General features: G+C 59.3%; 12 protein-coding genes. 1 reads left to right on the plus strand and 11 read right to left on the minus strand.

Annotated features, from left to right (window positions below; translation table 11 throughout):
* Window positions 1-121 precede the first annotated feature (121 nt).
* From hemE to LPW13_RS14750, 10 genes are all read right to left on the minus strand, one after another.
* Complete coding sequence (hemE, locus tag LPW13_RS14705) at window positions 122-1,201, minus strand: uroporphyrinogen decarboxylase (protein ID WP_230436522.1); 1,080 nt, start codon at window positions 1,199-1,201, stop codon at window positions 122-124.
* A 506-nt stretch (window positions 1,202-1,707) separates the two neighbouring features.
* The gene (locus LPW13_RS14710; RefSeq protein WP_230436524.1) at window positions 1,708-3,126 is read right to left on the minus strand and encodes an FAD-dependent oxidoreductase; all 1,419 of its coding nucleotides are present in this window, start codon (window positions 3,124-3,126) and stop codon (window positions 1,708-1,710) included.
* Window positions 3,127-3,141: 15 nt separating this feature from the next.
* Entirely contained in the window at window positions 3,142-7,593 is a 4,452-nt protein-coding gene (gene gltB, locus LPW13_RS14715; protein WP_230436526.1) for a glutamate synthase large subunit, read from the minus strand.
* A 407-nt stretch (window positions 7,594-8,000) separates the two neighbouring features.
* Entirely contained in the window at window positions 8,001-9,086 is a 1,086-nt protein-coding gene (aroB, locus tag LPW13_RS14720) for a 3-dehydroquinate synthase (protein ID WP_230436528.1), read from the minus strand.
* Between the two features lie 124 nt (window positions 9,087-9,210).
* Window positions 9,211-9,735 carry a shikimate kinase gene (locus tag LPW13_RS14725; RefSeq protein WP_230439207.1) on the minus strand — a complete coding sequence of 175 codons (525 nt, stop codon included), beginning with the start codon at window positions 9,733-9,735 and terminating at the stop codon, window positions 9,211-9,213.
* A complete protein-coding gene (gene pilQ / locus LPW13_RS14730) occupies window positions 9,735-11,963 on the minus strand; it encodes a type IV pilus secretin PilQ (protein WP_230436530.1) in 2,229 nt (742 codons plus the stop codon). Before pilQ ends, LPW13_RS14725 begins: the two co-directional genes overlap by 1 nt.
* A gap of 2 nt (window positions 11,964-11,965) precedes the next feature.
* Window positions 11,966-12,493 (minus strand): pilus assembly protein PilP, encoded by a 528-nt coding sequence (locus LPW13_RS14735; RefSeq protein ID WP_230436532.1) that lies wholly within the window; start codon window positions 12,491-12,493, stop codon window positions 11,966-11,968.
* Complete coding sequence (locus tag LPW13_RS14740; RefSeq protein ID WP_230436534.1) at window positions 12,490-13,110, minus strand: type IV pilus inner membrane component PilO; 621 nt, start codon at window positions 13,108-13,110, stop codon at window positions 12,490-12,492. The genes LPW13_RS14735 and LPW13_RS14740 overlap by 4 nt, the downstream gene beginning before the upstream one ends.
* 2 nt (window positions 13,111-13,112) lie before the next feature.
* Complete coding sequence (locus LPW13_RS14745; protein ID WP_230436536.1) at window positions 13,113-13,694, minus strand: PilN domain-containing protein; 582 nt, start codon at window positions 13,692-13,694, stop codon at window positions 13,113-13,115.
* A 1-nt stretch (window position 13,695) separates the two neighbouring features.
* Window positions 13,696-14,772, minus strand: a complete 1,077-nt coding sequence (locus tag LPW13_RS14750; protein ID WP_230436537.1) for a pilus assembly protein PilM — start codon at window positions 14,770-14,772, stop codon at window positions 13,696-13,698.
* A 167-nt stretch (window positions 14,773-14,939) separates the two neighbouring features.
* Here LPW13_RS14750 and LPW13_RS14755 point away from each other — a divergent pair, with 167 nt between their 5' ends.
* The gene (locus LPW13_RS14755; protein WP_230436539.1) at window positions 14,940-17,633 is read left to right on the plus strand and encodes a penicillin-binding protein 1A; all 2,694 of its coding nucleotides are present in this window, start codon (window positions 14,940-14,942) and stop codon (window positions 17,631-17,633) included.
* A gap of 114 nt (window positions 17,634-17,747) precedes the next feature.
* Here the strand turns inward: LPW13_RS14755 and LPW13_RS14760 are convergent, their stop codons facing one another.
* Window positions 17,748-18,233, minus strand: coding sequence for a chemotaxis protein CheW (locus LPW13_RS14760; RefSeq protein WP_230436541.1), 486 nt, complete (start codon window positions 18,231-18,233; stop codon window positions 17,748-17,750).
* Between the last annotated feature and the right edge of the window lie 24 nt (window positions 18,234-18,257).

Consider the following 18,257-nt stretch of genomic DNA (forward strand, 5'->3'; position numbering starts at 1 on the left):
TCTGGCAATGCCAGAGCCGGGACAATTGTCACACAAGTTTACTTGCTGGTAGACAGTATATTCGTGATATGCATCACGTAAAGCTGGTCAGTAAGTGCTTACTTACCAGTTTCGCTCCCGGTCACGGATGATATTGAGGAGACAGTTCCGCAACCGCTTCAAACATTGCACCGGCATGGGCGGGATCCACCTGCGGTGTAACGCCGTGACCAAGATTGAAAATATGGCCGCTGCCCTGGCCAAACGCAGCCAGACATGTGGCCACTTCTTGCCGGATACGCTCGGGGCTCGCCAGCAAAATCGCCGGATCCAGATTGCCCTGCAGCGCCACCTTGTCACCCACGCGGGCGCGCGCCTGGGCGATATCCGTGGTCCAATCCAGCCCCAACGCCGTCGCACCGGTATCCGCCATGGCCTCCAGCCACTGACCGCCGCCTTTGGTGAACAGAATCACCGGCACCGGACGGCCGTCGTGCTCCTTGATCAGCCCCTGCACGATACGCTCCATATACTGCAGGGAAAATTCGCGGTAGGCACTGTGACCCAGCGCCCCACCCCAGGTATCGAATATCTGTACCACTTGGGCACCGGCGCGGATCTGGGCGTTGAGGTAATCGATTACTGAATCCGCCAACACGCTCAGCAGCTGGTGCATGTCTTCGGGGCGGTTGTAGAGCATTTCCTTGGCGCGGGCAAAATCCCGGCTGGAGGCACCTTCGATCATGTAGGTGGCCAGGGTCCAGGGGCTGCCGGAAAAGCCGATCAGCGGCACGCGACCATTCAGTTCGTGGCGGATGGCGGTGACGGCGTCGGTGACGTAGCTGAGATCCCGGGCAGTATTCACGACTTCCAGCGCTGCGATATCGGCACTGGTGCGCACGGGCTTTTTGAATTTGGGGCCTTCTCCCTGCACAAAATACAGCCCGAGCCCCATGGCGTCGGGGATGGTGAGGATGTCGGAGAACAGGATGGCGGCATCCAGGGGGAACCGTTCCAGAGGTTGCATGGTGACTTCGCAGGCCAGTTCGGTATTGCGGCACAGGTCCATAAAGGAGCCGGCTTTTTCACGGGTGGCGCGGTATTCGGGCAGGTAGCGGCCGGCCTGGCGCATCATCCACATGGGTGTGCGGTCGACGGGCTGGCGCTGCAGGGCGTGGAGGAAACGGTCGTTTTTAAGCGGGGCGAACTGGGATTCGGACATGATCACAACGGCTGGGTAAATGGGCGGCCATTGTACTCATGGGAGGCGGAATAGGACAGATGTGTGGGTGACCGGGAGTTTATGCGGGTGGTTGGGGTGGGCTAGTGAGGTTTGGTGGTTCGCTTTCGGGAGGTCTAGTGGCGGCTTCGCTACCGGGTGCACCTTTGCGAAACACGCCGTGCACCCATCCTTGGGGGCTCTGCACCGCCATCCATGGCGGTGAAGGTTTCGCAAAGGTGCACCCGGTATCAAAGCCTTCGCATCTGGCTCAAGTGCAATTTGATAATACGGAGAAACCCGTCCGTGGTTCAGCTTAAGCGCTGAAGCCTGAATCAAAGGTACTGCTGCCGGTAAAAGGTTGCCAGACCTTCAAAAACAGGATGTTTTTGCAGAGCCCCCAGGGATGGGTTCACGGCGTGTCTGGCAACCTTTTACCGGCAGTAGTACCGCCACCTAACTCGCTAGCGGCACCACGGCACAGAAAGATGCCTCAGAGAGCTACGAAATTAGACTTCGAGGAAATCGAGAATACCCTCAGCAGCCTGACGCCCTTCCCAGATGGCAGTCACCACAAGGTCGGAACCCCGCACCATATCGCCACCGGCAAAGATTTTTTCGTTGGAAGTCTGGAACTTGTATTCCTGCTCTTCCGGCGCCACAACGCCACCCCAATCGGCAGTATCGATCTTGTGGTCACCGAACCACTCCGCAGGGCTCGGACGGAAGCCGAAGGCCACCAGTACCACATCCGCCGGCACAATTTCCTCGGAACCCGGAACCACCTCCGGACGACGACGACCATTCTCATCCGGCTCACCCAACTGGGTGGTCACCACCTTCACGCCTTCCACCTTGCCATCACCGACGATCTCCACCGGCTGACGGTTGAACAGGAATTTAACCCCCTCTTCCTTCGCATTCGCCACCTCACGGCGGGAACCGGGCATGTTTTCCTCATCGCGGCGGTAAGCACAGGTCACGCGCTTGGCACCCTGACGGATGGACGTACGGTTACAATCCATCGCGGTGTCACCACCACCGAGTACCACAACGCGCTTGCCTTCCACAGAAATGAAATCTTCCGGGCGCTTCTCCCAACCCATGTTGCGGTTCACGTTCGCCACCAAAAACGGCAACGCATCGTAAACACCGGGCAGGTCTTCACCGGGGAAACCGCCCTTCATGTAATTGTAAGTACCCATCCCCAGGAACACCGCATCGTAGTCTTCCATCAGCTGATCGAAGCTGATGTCCTTGCCGATCTCAGTTTCCAGGCAGAATTCCACACCCATCTCGGTAAAGATCGCACGACGCTGCTGCATCACGGATTTTTCCAGCTTGAATTCGGGAATACCGAAGGTCAGCAGGCCACCGATTTCCGGGTACTTGTCAAACACCACCGGCTGCACGCCATTGCGCACCAGCACGTCCGCACAGGCGAGGCCTGCGGGGCCGGCACCGACCACGGCGACGCGCTTGTCAGTTTTGGTGACGTGGCTCAGGTCCGGACGCCAGCCGAGGGCGAAGGCGGTATCGGTAATGTACTTTTCCGCATTGCCGATGGTTACCGCACCGAAGCCGTCGTTCAGGGTACAGGCCCCTTCACACAAGCGATCCTGTGGACACACGCGGCCGCAGACTTCCGGCAGGGAGTTGGTCTGGTGACACAACTCCGCCGCTTCCATCAGGTTGCCCTCACTGACCAGGCGCAACCAGTTGGGGATGTAGTTGTGTACCGGGCACTTCCACTCACAGTAGGGATTGCCGCAATCCAGGCAGCGGTGAGACTGGCTCGCCACCTGCTTTTCGGTGTACGGCTGGTAGATCTCCACAAACTGGTTGGTGCGGGTAATGATGTCTTTCTTGGCGGGGTCCACTCGGCCCACGTCGATAAACTGAAAATCGTTGTTCAGACGCTGTGACATAGGTAAATCTCCCCCTTATTCGCCGCGCTTGCGTACATCGGACAGCAGTCCGGCGAGGCTGGCAGCCTTGGGCTTCACCAACCAGAATTTATTGAGGTAATCGTCGAAGTTCTCCAGCAGTTCCTGCCCCCAGGCACTACCGGTTTCCGCGACGAATTCCTCGATCACTTCGCGCAGGTGGCTCTGGTATTCCTCCAGAGACTCACTGTTGATACGCCTAAGCTCGATCAGCTCGTGGTTGCACTTGTCGAAGAAGTCGCGATCCATATCCAACACGTAGGCAAAACCGCCAGTCATACCGGCGCCGAAGTTGACCCCGGTCTTGCCCAGCACCGCGATCATGCCGCCGGTCATGTATTCACAACAGTGATCGCCCGCGCCTTCCACCACCGCAAAGGCACCGGAGTTGCGCACCCCGAAGCGCTCACCGGCACAGCCGGAAGCGAACAGTTTGCCGCCGGTGGCACCATACAGGCAGGTGTTACCGACAATGCTGGTGTCGTTGGAGGCGAAAGCGCTGCCCTGGGGCGGACGGATCACAAGCTTGCCGCCGGCCATGCCTTTGCCCACGTAGTCGTTGGCATCGCCATCCAGAATCATCTCCAGGCCGCCGGCATTCCACACACCGAAAGACTGGCCGGCAACGCCGGACAGACGCAACTTGATCGGAGCCTCTACCATGCCCTGATTACCGTGACGTTTGGCGATCTCGCCGGACAGGCGCGCACCAATAGAGCGGTCGCAGTTGGTGACGTCAAAACTGAATTCACCACCGGACAGGCTTTCAATCGCCGGCAGGGTTTCTTCAACCATACGCTCCGCCAACTCACCCTTGTCCCAAGGCGCGTTCCTGGCCTGCTGACAGGTCTGTGGCTTGCTGTCGAGCAGCGCATCGGTGTGCAGCAGCGGCGACAGGTCCAGGGTTTTCTGCTTGGCGGTCTTGCCCTCGATCGCTTCCAGCAGATCCACGCGACCTACCAGCTCATCAAGGGAACGCACGCCGAGGCCCGCCATCCACTCGCGCACCTCTTCGGCCACAAACTTGAAGAAGTTCATCGCCATTTCCACGGTGCCGATATAGTGCTCGTCCCGCAGATCCTTGTTCTGGGTGGCGACACCGGTGGCACAGTTGTTCAGGTGACAAATGCGCAAGTACTTACAACCCAGCGCCACCATCGGCGCGGTGCCGAAGCCGAAACTCTCAGCGCCGAGAATCGCCGCCTTGACCACATCCAGGCCGCTCTTCAGGCCGCCATCGGTCTGAACCCGTACCTTGTCGCGCAGGTCGTTGGCACGCAGGGTCTGGTGGGTCTCCGCCAGCCCCAGTTCCCAGGGGGAACCGGCATAGCGGATGGAGGTGATCGGGCTCGCCGCGGTACCGCCGTCGTAACCGGAAATGGTGATCAGATCCGCATAGGCCTTGGCCACACCCGCGGCAATGGTGCCGACGCCGGGACGGGATACCAGCTTCACGGACACCAGCGCGTCCGGATTGACCTGTTTGAGGTCGTAGATCAGCTGCGCCAAGTCCTCAATAGAGTAGATATCGTGGTGCGGCGGCGGCGAGATCAGGGTCACGCCAGGCACGGAATAGCGCAGACGCGCGATCAGTTCGTTCACCTTGCCGCCGGGCAACTGGCCACCCTCACCGGGCTTGGCGCCCTGGGCGACCTTGATCTGCAGCACTTCCGCGTTCACCAGATAGTGCGGGGTGACGCCGAAACGGCCGGAGGCGATCTGTTTGATCTTGGAAACCTTGTCGGTGCCGAAACGCACCGGGTCTTCACCGCCCTCACCACTGTTGGAGCGTCCACCGAGGCGGTTCATGGCCTGGGCCAGGGCCTCGTGGGCCTCCGGCGACAGGGCGCCGAGGGACATCGCCGCGGAGTCGAAGCGGCGCAGAATATTTTCCGCCGGCTCCACTTCTTCCAGCGGAATCGGCTGGGCATCTTTCTTCAGCGCCAGCAGATCGCGCAGGGTGGCCACCGGACGCTGGTTCACTAGCGTGGCGTAATCGCGCCAGGCGCCGTAGTCGCCGGTGCGCACCGCCTGCTGCAGCGCCTTCACCACGTCCGGATTGAACGCGTGGTATTCCTCGCCGTAGACAAATTTGTGCAGGCCGCCGGGGGAAACTTTCTTACGCGACTTCCACGCCAGTTTGGCGCGGGCTCGCATATCGTCTTCCAGCTCACTGAAGCCCGCACCCACAACCCGCGCCGGTACGCCCGGGAAACACAGATCGATGACGTCGCGGGACAGGCCCACCACTTCATACAGCAGCGCACCGCGGTAGGAAGCAATGGCGGAGATACCCATCTTGGACAGGATCTTCAGCAGGCCTTTGATGATGCCGTTGCGGTAGTTCTTCTGCGCAGTAGCCGCATCCAGCAGCAACTCACCGGTTTCGATCAGGTGATTGATGATGCTGTAGGAGAAATACGGGTGCACCGCGGTGGCACCGACGCCAATCAGGCACGCCAGCTGGTGCGAGTCTCGCGCGGTGGCGGTATCCACCACGATATTGGAGTCACAGCGCAGACCGTTGTATACCAGGTGGTGATGCACCGCGCCGGTGGCGAGTAGCGCATCGATGGGCAGCTTGCCGTCTTCGATCTCGCGATCAGACAGCACCACGATGGCGGTGCCGTCGTTGCGCACGGAATCCGCCACATCTTTACACAGCTTCTCGATCGCCCCTTTCAAATCCAGCGCGGCCGGATCGTAGTTCAGGTCGAATACCTTCGCGGTAAACTCCTCGCGACCCAGATCCAGCAGCGCGGTGTACTTCATGTGTGAGAGCACAGGGGACGACAGGATCACACGATCGGCGTGCTCCTGGGTCTGCTCGAATACGGATTTTTCACGTCCCAGACAGGTCTCCAGGGACATGACGATGGTTTCCCGCAGCGGGTCGATGGGCGGGTTGGTAACCTGGGCAAACTGCTGACGGAAATAGTCGTACAGGCAGCGGTTGCCCTCGGACAGTACCGCCATCGGGGTGTCGTCGCCCATGGAGCCCACGGCTTCCTGACCGGCTTCCGCCAGCGGACGGATCACCTGATCGCGCTCTTCCAGAGAGGAGCTGAACAGCTTCTGGTAGACCTTGAACTGCTCCATGGAGAAGTTGTTGTCCACCGGCGCGGTGACCAGAGTGGAACGGATACGGCGCGCCTTTTCCTTCATCCACTTGCGGTAAGGCTGGCTGTCCTTGAGCTGGTTATCCACATCTTCGGTGTGGCGCAGCTCGCCCTTCAAAGTATCCACAGACAGGATCTGGCCCGGGCCCAGGCGGCCCTTGGCGACCACGTCCGCCGGATCGTAATGGTAAGTCCCCACTTCGGAGGCCACGGTAATGAAGTCGTCCTTGGTGATCACCCAGCGCGACGGACGCAGGCCGTTGCGGTCCAGGGTACATACCGCGTGGCGGCCGTCGGTCAGTACCAGGCCGGCGGGGCCGTCCCACGGCTCCATGTGCATAGAGTTGAATTCGTAAAACGCACGCAGGTCCGCATCCATGGTGTCCACGTTCTGCCACGCCGGCGGTACCAGCATGCGAATCGCGCGGTGCATGTCGATGCCACCCACGGTGAGCAGCTCGAGCATATTGTCGAGGCTGGAGGAGTCGGAGCCCTCGCGGTTAACCAGCGGCGCCAGTTCTGCCAGTTCCGGCACCAGATCGGTGATGAACTTGTTGGTGCGCGCCACGGACCAGTTGCGGTTGCCGGTGATGGTATTGATTTCACCGTTGTGGGCCAGCATACGGAACGGCTGCGCCAGCGGCCAACGCGGCATGGTGTTGGTGGAGAAGCGCTGGTGGAATACACAGATCGCGGTCTCCAGACGCGGATCCGCCAGGTCCGGGAAGAACGCCGGCAGGTCTGCCGGCATCATCAGGCCCTTGTAAGACAGCACCGAGGTGGAGAAGCTGGCGATATAGGTGGCATCGGTCAGCTGTTGCTCGGCCTTGCGGCGGGCTACAAACAGGCGCGCATTGAAGTGCACCTGATCGTAGGCGTCGCTGGCATTGTCGATCAGCAGGTGCTCGAAACGCGGCAGGGATTCGCGGGCGATGGGGCCCAGGCAGTCTTCGTTGGTGGGCACCACGCGCCAACCAACGACTTTCAGACCCTGCTCTTCCACCGCGCGCTCGAGAATGGCGCGCGCATCGGCCGCCTCGGACTCGTCCAGTGGCAGCATGATAGAACCGACGGCATACAGCGGGCTCAATTCGTGCCCGAAGGACTCCTGCGCCACGGTGCGCAGGAAGCTGTCCGGCTTCTGCAGCAGCAGGCCGCAGCCGTCGCCGGTTTTGCCGTCGGCGGCAATACCGCCGCGGTGCGTCATGCAGGTCAGCGACTCAATCGCCGTCTCCAACAACTTGTGACTGGTCTGCCCTTTCAGGTGGGCAATCAGACCGAAGCCGCAGTTATCTTTGAACTCATCCAATCGATACAGACCGCTACCCATAGAATTCCTCAAAGTGTTATTGCTATCCCCATTGCACCGTATGCCTTAATGCCACGAATGGTCAGTCTGACGTCCGGTTCACAGCCCTGAGGCCATGATGCGGGAACTATTTATCAAGTCTCGAGCCCGAGGTGCCGCAGATTCCACTGACTTTTTGCTACCCCTATGACAAAAAAAGCCCGCTTGCGGGGCTTCTTGTTACGCGCTCTGAATGCGCGTGCATTTGTTGTTGTCGGCTCACAATCCCGGCTTTCACCGAGGGGGCGCGCAATATTACTCGTGCCCCCCTGCGATTGCAAGAATTGCCAGATTTTTACGCTGTTTAGCGCGCCTTTAACCGATTTATCTTCTTTTAGATTGACTACTCGCTAAAGAATCCTCACACAGCAACAATTCGTGTCATTTCGTCACTCAGCGCCGCAGGCGCGCAGCGCTTCTATCAGCTGCTCTCTGGGGCTGTCGGCAACGACCCGGGCATCGCCGAGCGCGCGCAGTAGTACCAGACGCAGTTTGCCATCCTGTACCTTTTTATCCACAGACATGGCGGTCAGATAATCGTCTACCCCCATATTGGCGGGAGATTGTTGCGGAAGACTGGCTTTACTTAGCAGCACTGACAGGCGCGCCACGTCTTCCGCCTCTATCCAGCCGCGCAACTGGGAAAGTTTTGCCGCCATCACCATGCCCGCGGCGACGGCTTCACCGTGCAGCCAGTTGCCGTATCCCTGCACCGCCTCGATAGCGTGCCCGAACGTGTGGCCGAAATTGAGAATGGCACGGCGGCCGGACTCGCGCTCGTCCTCCGCCACCACTGCCGCCTTGTCCGCACAGCTGCGCTGTATCGCGTAGGCCAGCGCCTCGGGATCCCGCGCCAGCAGGCGATCCATATTCACTTCCAGCCAGGCAAAAAATTCGGCATCGCAGATCATGCCGTACTTGATGACTTCGGCGATGCCCGCTGAGAGTTCGCGGTCTGGCAATGTGGTGAGGGTGTCAATATCGATCAGCACCAGCTGCGGCTGGTAAAAGGCGCCGATCATGTTCTTGCCGAGCGGGTGATTGACCCCGGTCTTGCCACCCACAGAGGAATCCACCTGGGACAGCAGGGTTGTGGGGATCTGCACAAAGTCCACGCCGCGCTGATAGCAGGCCGCGGCAAAGCCGCTCATATCCCCGATGACACCGCCACCCAGCGCCACGATGGTGGTACTGCGATCGTGGCGCTTTTCCAGCAGGGTATCGAAAATGCGGTTGAGGGTGTCCAGGGTTTTGAACGCTTCGCCGTCTGGCAGCGCGACGGAATCGACCTTGTCGAACCCCGCGAGGCTCTCCAGTAAACCTTCAAGATACAGTGGCGCGATGGTTTCGTTGGTCACCACCAGAACCTGGCGGCCACGAATGTGGGTACGCAGAAATTCCGCATTACCGAGCAAGCCGGAACCAATCAGAATCGGGTAGCTGCGCTCTCCCAGGTCAACATTGAGGCTGTGCATAACGGACTCCCTTTTTTGCACACAGTTACTGCACACGATCGACAGGCGCAGCACTTTAGCACAGGCGAGCGGAAATTCCCGGGCGAGACACGCCCACCCCGGGAATGCACTTTACTCACACCGGTCAGGAAGAGAGCGGCCCCTGCTGCAAACGCTCCGCCACCAGGTTCGCCGCCTGACGCGGAGTACAGTCGTCGGTATCGCAGACCATGTCCGAGACCTCGAGATAGAACGCCTCGCGCTGCTGGAGGATCTCCTGCAACTTGGCCCGGGGGTCCGCCACCTGCAACAGCGGTCTATTGCTGTTTTTGGAAGTGCGTTCAACCAGCTGATCCAGACTGGCGCGCAGATAAACCACCATGCCGTTACCGATCAGTAGCTGTCGGTTTTCCGGCAGCAACACGATGCCACCGCCAGTGGCGATCACCTGCGGAATCCCGGTGCACAGATCGTGCAGTACTTCGTGCTCGCGGCGGCGAAACCCAGCCTCCCCCTCGACGTCGAATATCCAGGGAATATCGGCACCGGTGCGGTCTTCGAGCACTTTATCGGAATCGGCAAAAGGCAGCCCCAACTGGGCTGCCAGCAGTTTACCGATAGTGGACTTGCCGGCCCCCATGGGGCCGACCAGAAAGATTGGCTGAGTGATCACTTGCTGAAGGAGAGAAACTCGTCTTCCATAATGCGCGGTGTGATGAAAATCAGCAGCTCGCGCTTGTCATTCTGACGGGTGGTACGCTTGAACAGATGCCCGAGGAATGGAATATCCCCCAGTACCGGGACCTTGGTCTCCCCCTCCAGGGTCTGGGCTTCGAAAATACCGCCGAGTACGATGGTCTCACCGTTACCCACCAGTACCTTGGTCTGCAGGGAGTTGATATTGATCGCGGGAATCTCCCCACCAGTAATCACGTTGGTAAACAGCTCACCGACACTGTTCTGGTCGATGTTCAGGTTCATGATGATATTGTCATCCGGGGTGATCTGCGGCGTTACATTCAGCAGCAGCACCGCTTCCTTGAAGGTCACGGACGCCGCACCAGAGGAAGTCGCTTCCAGGTAGGGAATCTCCACACCGGAGCGAATGCTCGCTTCCTGCTTGTCCCCGGTGACCACCTTGGGCTGGGATACGATTTCCGCCTTGCCCACATCTTCCAGCGCAGACAGCTCCAGGCCGAGGTAGAAGTTATCCTTCAGGATTGCATAGGCAACATTTCCGGCTGACTCGCTCAAGCCTAAATCCACCAACATTGGCGAGTGACTACTGATCGGCGCACTCACATCCGGTACCGAGCCGACACCGGTCACATTGGATGACGATTGACCACCGGAGCCAATACCAATGGTGTCGTCATCGATATTGTGATCTTCGGTATAGTTCCAGCGCACACCCAGGTTGCGCATAAAATCGGTATTCGCGGTTACGATACGCGCTTCGATCATCACCTGGCGAATGGGGATATCGATGGCATTAATCAGCTCACGGAACTGGGCGATCTTGTCTTCGGTGTCCGTCAGGATGATGGTGTTGGTGCGATCATCGACGATGGCGCTGCCGCGAGCGGACAGAATACTGCGACCTTGCTGGTCTTCGTTGCCACCGGCGAAGTTGCCCTGGCCGAAGCCGCCACCACCGCCTTGGCCACCGCGATCACCGGCGAACAGGGTGAACAGCTCGCGGGCATCGGCGTAACGGATCTGGATGTACTCGGTGCGCAGGGGCGCCAGCTCTTCCAGCTGCTTGCGAGTTTCCAGTTCGCGACGTTCGCGCTCGGCGATCTCTGCGGCCGGCGCCACCATGATCACATTGCCTTCCTGACGCTTGTCGAGGCCCTTGGCCTTCAGGATCAGCTCCAGTGCCTGATCCCAGGGGACTCCGTCGAGGCGCAGGGTAATGCGGCCCTGTACGGTATCACTAGCGACCAGGTTGAGATCGGTAAAGTCTGCGATCAACTGCAGCACCGAGCGCACTTCGATGTCCTGGAAGTTCAGCGACAGTTTTTCACCGGTGAACTCGAATTCCTTTTTCTTCTCGCGCACTTCCGCCACGGTCAGTGGTTTCACCGACAGTACATATTCATTGTCCGCCTGGTAGGCGAGATAGTCGTAATCGCTATCGTTGGGATCGACGGAGATCACTGTGTTGCGCCCGTCGTAGTCGACGGTGACGCTGTTAACTGGTGTGGCAAAGTCGGTGACATCCAGGCGCTGGCGCAACTCCTGCGGCAGTTCGGCGCCGAGGAAAGTCAGTACAATCTTGCCCTTGGTGCGCTCCACATCGATGTTTACCGCGGGATCGGTCAGGCTGACGATCACCTTGCCTTCACCGCTTTCGCCGCGGCGGAAATCCACGTTATCGATGCCTACACTATCGGCGGGCTTGAACTGCGCGTTGCCGCCAATATTGGTGCTGGTATGTACCGGTGCCGCGGTAACGGCGGCTGTGGTGGCGGTATCCGCACCCACTTCGAGCACCACCTGATTCCCCACGCGCTCACTGGAATAAATCGGGAGTTCATCCAGGTTCAGAATCAGGCGGGTGCGATCATCGCTGGAAACAATTACCGCGCTGCGCGCTGCACCGATATCCAGCGTGTATTTTTTTTCCGGCAGCACGCTTTCCACACCGGCGAAATCCATCACGATCCGCGCCGGCTCCTCAATGGTGTAACCGGTGGGCTCCGGCGGCACGTCACTGAACGACAGGCGCAGCTGCAGGCGACTGCCCGGCAGCTCGGAGAACTGGATGTCGTTGAGCTGGCTGGCCAGCGCCTGTCCCGCCAGAGGCAGTAACATCACGCCCAACAGCAGCGCTTTCGCCCGCGACAGCAATTGCGCGGTACGCGCCAAACCTTTGGCGAGTTGCGTGGTGATCATTTTTAGTTGTCCTTATCTTCCAAAGTCAGTGCCCGCGGCCGTTCAATCCAGCCGCCGGTGCCGTCCGGCACAATTTCCAGTACATCAAGTTGCGATGTCGAAGCGTTGACTACCCGCCCGTGATTTTTGCCCAGATAGTTGCCAACGGTGATCCGGTGAATCCCCCCCTCACCGTCGTTGACCAGGGCCCATAACTGACCACCGCGGGACAGGGTGCCCACCATGGAGAGACCATCAAATGCGAAGCGCTCGAGGAGCTCTTTCTGCCGATTTTCATTGGGCGCCACGTCCAGTCTGCGCCCTACCAGTCTCTGGTCAGCTTCCAGCACCGGACGGGTAAACGGGCTGCGCTGGGCGGCCGCACTGTACACATACGGGCTGTAAGGCGTAAACGTGGGAATGGGCTCGATCTGCCCTTTGGGTTTGTGCTTTACCGCCGCCATTTTCTGGCGCAGATCGCTGTGGCTGCCGTCCAGGCTACAACCCGCCAGCGCCAGCAGTGCTGCGGTCAGAGCGAAGGTCTTTTTCATCCTTCTTCCCCCTGATCCTTGTAACGATAGGTTTTGGCGTTCACTACCATATTCAGCAGCGCACCGCCATCCTTCGACGTCTGGATATCATAATCATGCAGGGTAACAATCCGCGGCATCCCGGCGATGCCGCTGATGAAAGCCCCGAATTCGTGATAACCGCCCTGAACCTCTATGCGGATCGGCAGTTCAACATAGAACTCACCCACCTGCTCGCCTTCCAGAGCCACCTTCTGAATGGTCAGACCGCTGCCACGACCGAACTCATCAATGTCTTCCAGCAGCCCGGGGACCTCGGTGTCTTTCGGCAGCTGCTTGAGCAGTGCGCCAAAGGTCTCCTCCATCTCCACCAGCTGCTCGCGATACGCCTCCAGGTTGGCGGCTTCAAAGGATTTCTTTTCAAACTGGGTAAACAGTTCGTTTTCCTTGTTCTCCGCAAACGACAGCTGTTGGTAGCGATCCTTGATCAGAAAGAAGTAACCACCGCCCACCAGCACGGCAGCAATCACCACCAGCAGTGCGATGCGCCCGGCCAGCGGCCACACGCCCACGCGGGAGAAATCGATATCGTTGATATCCAGCTCATTGAGCTGCTTCAGGGTATCTTCCAGAGCCATTTTTATACCCCCCTGCCGTCAGCGTCGGCTTCATCTTCTTTCTTGCGGCCACTGACGTTCACGGTCATTTCAAATGCGCTGGCCTGCTCACCAAATTCCGGCTTCGCGGTCACCCCGGTCAGATTCGGCGACTGAAACCATTCAGACTGATCCAGGCTACGCATGAAGGAGGAAACCCGATTGTTGGATTCCGCCACCCCGGAAATCTTCACCGACTTGCCGGTGCGCTTGAGGTTGGTCAACCACAGGCCTTCCGGCGCCGCGCGGACCATTTCATCAAAGTAACGTACGGAAAGCGGGCGGTTGCCTTGCAGCTCTTGGATCACGCGCATGCGGTCAATCAATTCCTGGCGACGCTTCTTGAGATCCTTGATCTCGCGCACCTGCTTGTTCAGGGCATTGATTTCCGTCTGCAGCAGCTGGTTGCGTTCATTCTGGTTGGCGACCTGTGTATCGACGAACTTCATCCACATAAACACGGAAAAGGCCGCAGCAATCACTACCAGAACGGCGACCTGCTGAAACTCTTTCTGTTTCTGCGCGCGATATTCCTGACGCCAGGGGAGTAGGTTGATCTTTGCCATATCAGTAATCCTTCTCCCGCATGGCGAGGCCGGCGGCAATCATCAGCGACGGCGCCTCCGCGGCCAGTGCCTGGCGACTCACCCGCGAGGCGACACTCATGTCCCGGAACGGATTGGCCACCAGGGTCGGCTTATTGAGCTTTTGCCCCACGAGCTCTGCCAGCCCGTCCATGGCGGCGACGCCACCACCGAGCAGGATGTAGTCCACATCGCTGTAGGAGGTCGATGAGTAGAAAAATTGCAGGGAGCGGGTGACCTGCTGCACCACCGCATCGCGGAAGGGCTCCAGCACTTCCGGATAGTAGTCATCCGGCAGTCCGCTGCCACCCTGGCGCTTGGCCAGTGTCGCCTCTTCCGCAGACAGACCGTAACGGCGCTGGATTTCATCGGTGAGCTGACGCCCGCCGAACAGCTGCTCGCGAGTATACACGGTGCGACCATCCACCATGACCGACAGTGCACTCATGGTGGCACCGATATCGATGACCGCGACCACCAGCTGCTCCTGAGCCGGAAACTGGCTGTCCATCAGGGTATAGGCGCGCTCGATCGCATAGGCCTCAACGTCGACGACACCGGCCTGCAGATCCGCCTCACCCAGCGCGGAAACTCGCTGTTCGATGTTCTCGCTGCGACACGCGGCCAGCAACACTTCCGCCTGCCCCTCACCCCGCTCGGACACTCCCTGCACCTCAAAGTCGAGGTTCACCTCGTCCAGCGGGTACGGAATGTACTGATCGGCCTCCAGGGCAATCTGCGCTTCCAGCGCCTCGTCGGACAGGTCCGCGGGCATATCCAGGGTCTTGGTGATGACTGCTGAACCGGAAACGGCCACAGCTGCCTGGCGCAAACGGGTCTTGGAGCGGCGCACCACCTTGCGGATGGCTTCCGCGGTGGCAGCGACATCGTTGATATTTTTGTCCACTACCGCATTCGGAGGCAGAGGCTCTGTTGCATAGCTTTCCACGCGGTATTTGTCGCCATTGCGACTCAGTTCAAGCAACTTTACCGAGGTGGAGCTAATATCGAGCCCAAGCAGTGCCTTAGGCCCCTTATTGAGAAAAGGGAGCATCCCCATTTTTCTTATCTTTCCGTGGGTTATGGAAGATTGATGGTATAGCACTTTAAATTACCGTCGCAACCGGCTTTTGCATAGGTAACAGCGCACATTATTCGTATAATTGTCGAGCAACACCGATAATACTGTTCAATACGCACACACGAGCCGTAAGTAGAAGTTTCTAAATGACCGAAAAAGCCCGCAATCGCCTGTTGTCACTGCTGTGGCTCGCCCTCGCCGGCGCCGCTGCCGGCGCCATGGCCTTTTCCAGCCTCTATCTGTACCTGAAGCCCGGGTTGCCGTCGATAGAGCGCCTGCGCGATATCCGCCTGCAGACCCCATTGCGCATCTACTCCAGCGATATGCAACTGATCGGTGAGTTCGGAGAAAAGCGGCGCAGCCCGATCGACATTGAGCAGACACCGGAGATGTTCGTCAAGGCTATCCTCGCCGCTGAAGACGACGGCTTTTACTCCCACAGTGGCGTCTCCATCAAAGGCCTGATGCGCGCGGTACGCCAACTGGTAGCCAGCGGTTCCATCCAGTCCGGGGGCAGTACCCTCACCATGCAGGTGGCCCGCAATTTCTTCCTGAGCCGGGAACAGCGCTTTATCCGCAAGTTCAACGAGATCCTGCTGTCCCTGCAGATCGAACAGGAATTGAGCAAGGACGAGATTCTCGAACTCTATATCAACAAGATTTTTCTCGGCAACCGCGCCTACGGCTTCCAGGCCGCAGCCCATGTCTATTACGGCAAGGACATCAATGAGCTGAACCTGGCCCAATGGGCGATGATGGCGGGCCTGCCCAAAGCACCCTCCGCTTATAACCCCCTGGCCAACCCCACGCGCGCATTGGTACGTCGCAACTGGATCCTGAAGCGCATGCTCGAACTGGGCTATATCCGCCAGGACGAGTATAAAAACTCCATCACCGCCCCGGTGAGTGCGCGCTATCACGGCCGCGATCTCGACCTGAGTGCGCCCTATGTCGCCGAAATGGCCCGAAAAGAAGCGGTGGACCTGTTCGGAGATGCAGCCTATACCGATGGGTACCAGGTGGTCACTACCGTCGACAGCAAGCTGCAGGAGGCCGCGCGCAAAGCACTGCAGAAGGGCCTGGAAACTTACGACAGCCGCCACGGGTACCGCGGTCCGGAGCAACAACTTGATCCGGAGCTACTCTCCGACAGCGATCAGCTTGTGGATCTCCTGCACGAGATACCGGTACTTGGCGGCCTCGAACCCGCAGTGGTAACCGCCGTGGCGCCGCAAAAGCTGATCGTACAGCTACGCAATCGACGGGTTGTGGAGATCCCCTGGGAACACGGCCTCAGCAATCTGCGCCCGTACATTTCGGAAAATGCCCGCGGTGCACGCATCAAATCCGCGGAGGAGATGTTTGCCCCGGGGGATGTGGTACGACTGCGCCGCGTGGTGGTCAGTGCGGAAGAGGTTGCGCAAGAACTGGCAGAGGAAAACCAGTCAGAAACCGCGCAACAAATACAGATTGACAGCCCGAACGACGACCCGTTTGCCCAAAGTGACACAGAAGAGGAGGCCCAACAGCACGCCCCCCAGATGCGCGAAGAGTGGCATCTGACACAGGTCCCGGAGGCCCAGAGTGCTTTGATTTCACTGGCACCGGAAGACGGCGCGATCCGGGCACTGGTTGGTGGTTACGACTTTCGGCAGAGTCACTTCAACCGGGTTACTCAGGCGGCGCGTCAGCCCGGCTCCAACTTCAAACCTTTTATCTATTCTTCCGCCATCGAGAAGGGCTACACCGCGGCGAGTATCATCAATGACGCGCCGATCATTTTCGAGGAAACCAACCTCGCGGACGTGTGGCGGCCGGAAAACTCCAGCGGTGACTTTCTCGGGCCCATCCGTTTGCGGCAGGCCCTGTACCTGTCCAAAAACCTGGTGTCGATCCGCCTGCTTCAGGCCCTGGGTATCGATTATGCGCTCAATTTCGTGCAGAAATTCGGTTTTGATCGCGGCAAGCTCGCCCGCAACCTGACCATCGCACTGGGCAGCTCCGAGCTGACGCCACTGGAGATTGCCCGCGGCTATGCCGCCTTTGCCAATGGCGGCTTCCGGGTCGAACCCTACCTGGTGGACAAAGTCATGGATGTCCATGGCGACGCGGTCTATCAGGCACTGCCGTTGACGGTCTGCCGCAATTGTCCGGCACCGGGAGAAATCGACAGCAGCAACGCCGAACCGGAGCCGATCGATCTGCTTGCGGTACAGAAGGAGGCTGAACTGATCCCCCCTGAAGACGAACCGGTGGAGCTGCGTACCCTTCCCGTTGCGCCCCTGCACGCGGGAGAACAGGCGCGCCCACGGGCGCCGCGCGCGATCTCTGCGGAAACCGCCTATATCATGGACTCCATGCTCAAAGACGTGATCAAGAAGGGCACTGGCCGTAAAGCGCTGGTCATGGAGCGCGGCGATATCGCCGGTAAAACCGGTACTACCAACGGTCCGCGGGATGCCTGGTTCTCCGGCTACAGCCCGCACCTGGCAACCAGCGTCTGGGTCGGATTCGACTCCAACTCAGAGCTCGGTAAAAACGAGTATGGTGGCTCAGCCGCCCTGCCGATCTGGATTGACTACATGAGCACCGCCCTGGAAGGACGACCAGAGCGCCATCTGGCGCAGCCGGATAATATCGTCACCATGCGCATCAATCCGCGTACCGGTATGCGCACCTCCCGCGGCGGCATTTTCGAGATTTTTCGTGCCGACCGGGTACCGGGTCGGGAAACCTACGGTAACTACCCATCCATCTACTCGGATGGGCCGGACAGTGCATCGCCCTCCTCGTCTTCCAGCGAGCAGGCTCAGGAGTCGATTCCGGAAGAACTGTTCTGATCGACAGCTTTACGGGCCAGCAAACAAAAAGGCGCCAGCTCTTCCGAGCTGGCGCCTTTTTGTATATGAACGGATTGCTATTTGTATGGAATGATTTAGCAGAAGCGTATCGGCTCAGCGGCCTTTGCGGTACCGCAGGCAGGCCTCTTCCAGTGTCCCGAGATCGGGAATTACCGCCACTTCACCGGACAGTGCCACATGCATCAGCTCGCCCATGGCACATTCGCCTTCGCGCCCCGCCAGCTCTTCCGGGGTTACACGCACCAGTCGCGGCGTACCCTGCAGTACCAGGGCAAAAAATGGCAGGTCTCCATCGGGGTTGCCGCTGTTCAGCACCGCGATCCGACAGTGGCTGCGCAAGGCGGGCATCGGCTTGCCGCGCATCACCTCAAAAGCCAGCAACGGCAGGCGCAACTCCCGCCAATGAAGCTCGCCCATATACCATTCCGGCGCGTCAAAAGCGGAGACCGGGCTCTGCAGGGCAATGATTTCCGACAGGGTATCCACCGGTACCAGCAACTGACCATCCGCCAACGGCAGCAGCAGGCAGCTGACCTCCTGAGGCAGTTCTGTTGTGGGCAGGGCGTCAAGTCCGCTCATTCTCTACTCTCTCCACCGCCGTCG

This window comes from Microbulbifer celer, assembly GCF_020991125.1.
GTDB classification, from domain to species: domain Bacteria; phylum Pseudomonadota; class Gammaproteobacteria; order Pseudomonadales; family Cellvibrionaceae; genus Microbulbifer; species Microbulbifer celer.

What these genes read in the sequence shown, in the direction of transcription:
- hemE (WP_230436522.1), bottom strand. Translation starts at nt 1,201, where the DNA reads ATGTCCGAATCCCAGTTCGCCCCGCTTAAAAACGACCGTTTCCTCCAC.
- LPW13_RS14710 (WP_230436524.1), bottom strand. Translation starts at nt 3,126, where the DNA reads ATGTCACAGCGTCTGAACAACGATTTTCAGTTTATCGACGTGGGCCGA.
- gltB (WP_230436526.1), bottom strand. Translation starts at nt 7,593, where the DNA reads ATGGGTAGCGGTCTGTATCGATTGGATGAGTTCAAAGATAACTGCGGC.
- aroB (WP_230436528.1), bottom strand. Translation starts at nt 9,086, where the DNA reads ATGCACAGCCTCAATGTTGACCTGGGAGAGCGCAGCTACCCGATTCTG.
- pilQ (WP_230436530.1), bottom strand. Translation starts at nt 11,963, where the DNA reads ATGATCACCACGCAACTCGCCAAAGGTTTGGCGCGTACCGCGCAATTG.
- LPW13_RS14735 (WP_230436532.1), bottom strand. Translation starts at nt 12,493, where the DNA reads ATGAAAAAGACCTTCGCTCTGACCGCAGCACTGCTGGCGCTGGCGGGT.
- LPW13_RS14740 (WP_230436534.1), bottom strand. Translation starts at nt 13,110, where the DNA reads ATGGCTCTGGAAGATACCCTGAAGCAGCTCAATGAGCTGGATATCAAC.
- LPW13_RS14745 (WP_230436536.1), bottom strand. Translation starts at nt 13,694, where the DNA reads ATGGCAAAGATCAACCTACTCCCCTGGCGTCAGGAATATCGCGCGCAG.
- LPW13_RS14750 (WP_230436537.1), bottom strand. Translation starts at nt 14,772, where the DNA reads ATGGGGATGCTCCCTTTTCTCAATAAGGGGCCTAAGGCACTGCTTGGG.
- LPW13_RS14755 (WP_230436539.1), top strand. Translation starts at nt 14,940, where the DNA reads ATGACCGAAAAAGCCCGCAATCGCCTGTTGTCACTGCTGTGGCTCGCC.
- LPW13_RS14760 (WP_230436541.1), bottom strand. Translation starts at nt 18,233, where the DNA reads ATGAGCGGACTTGACGCCCTGCCCACAACAGAACTGCCTCAGGAGGTC.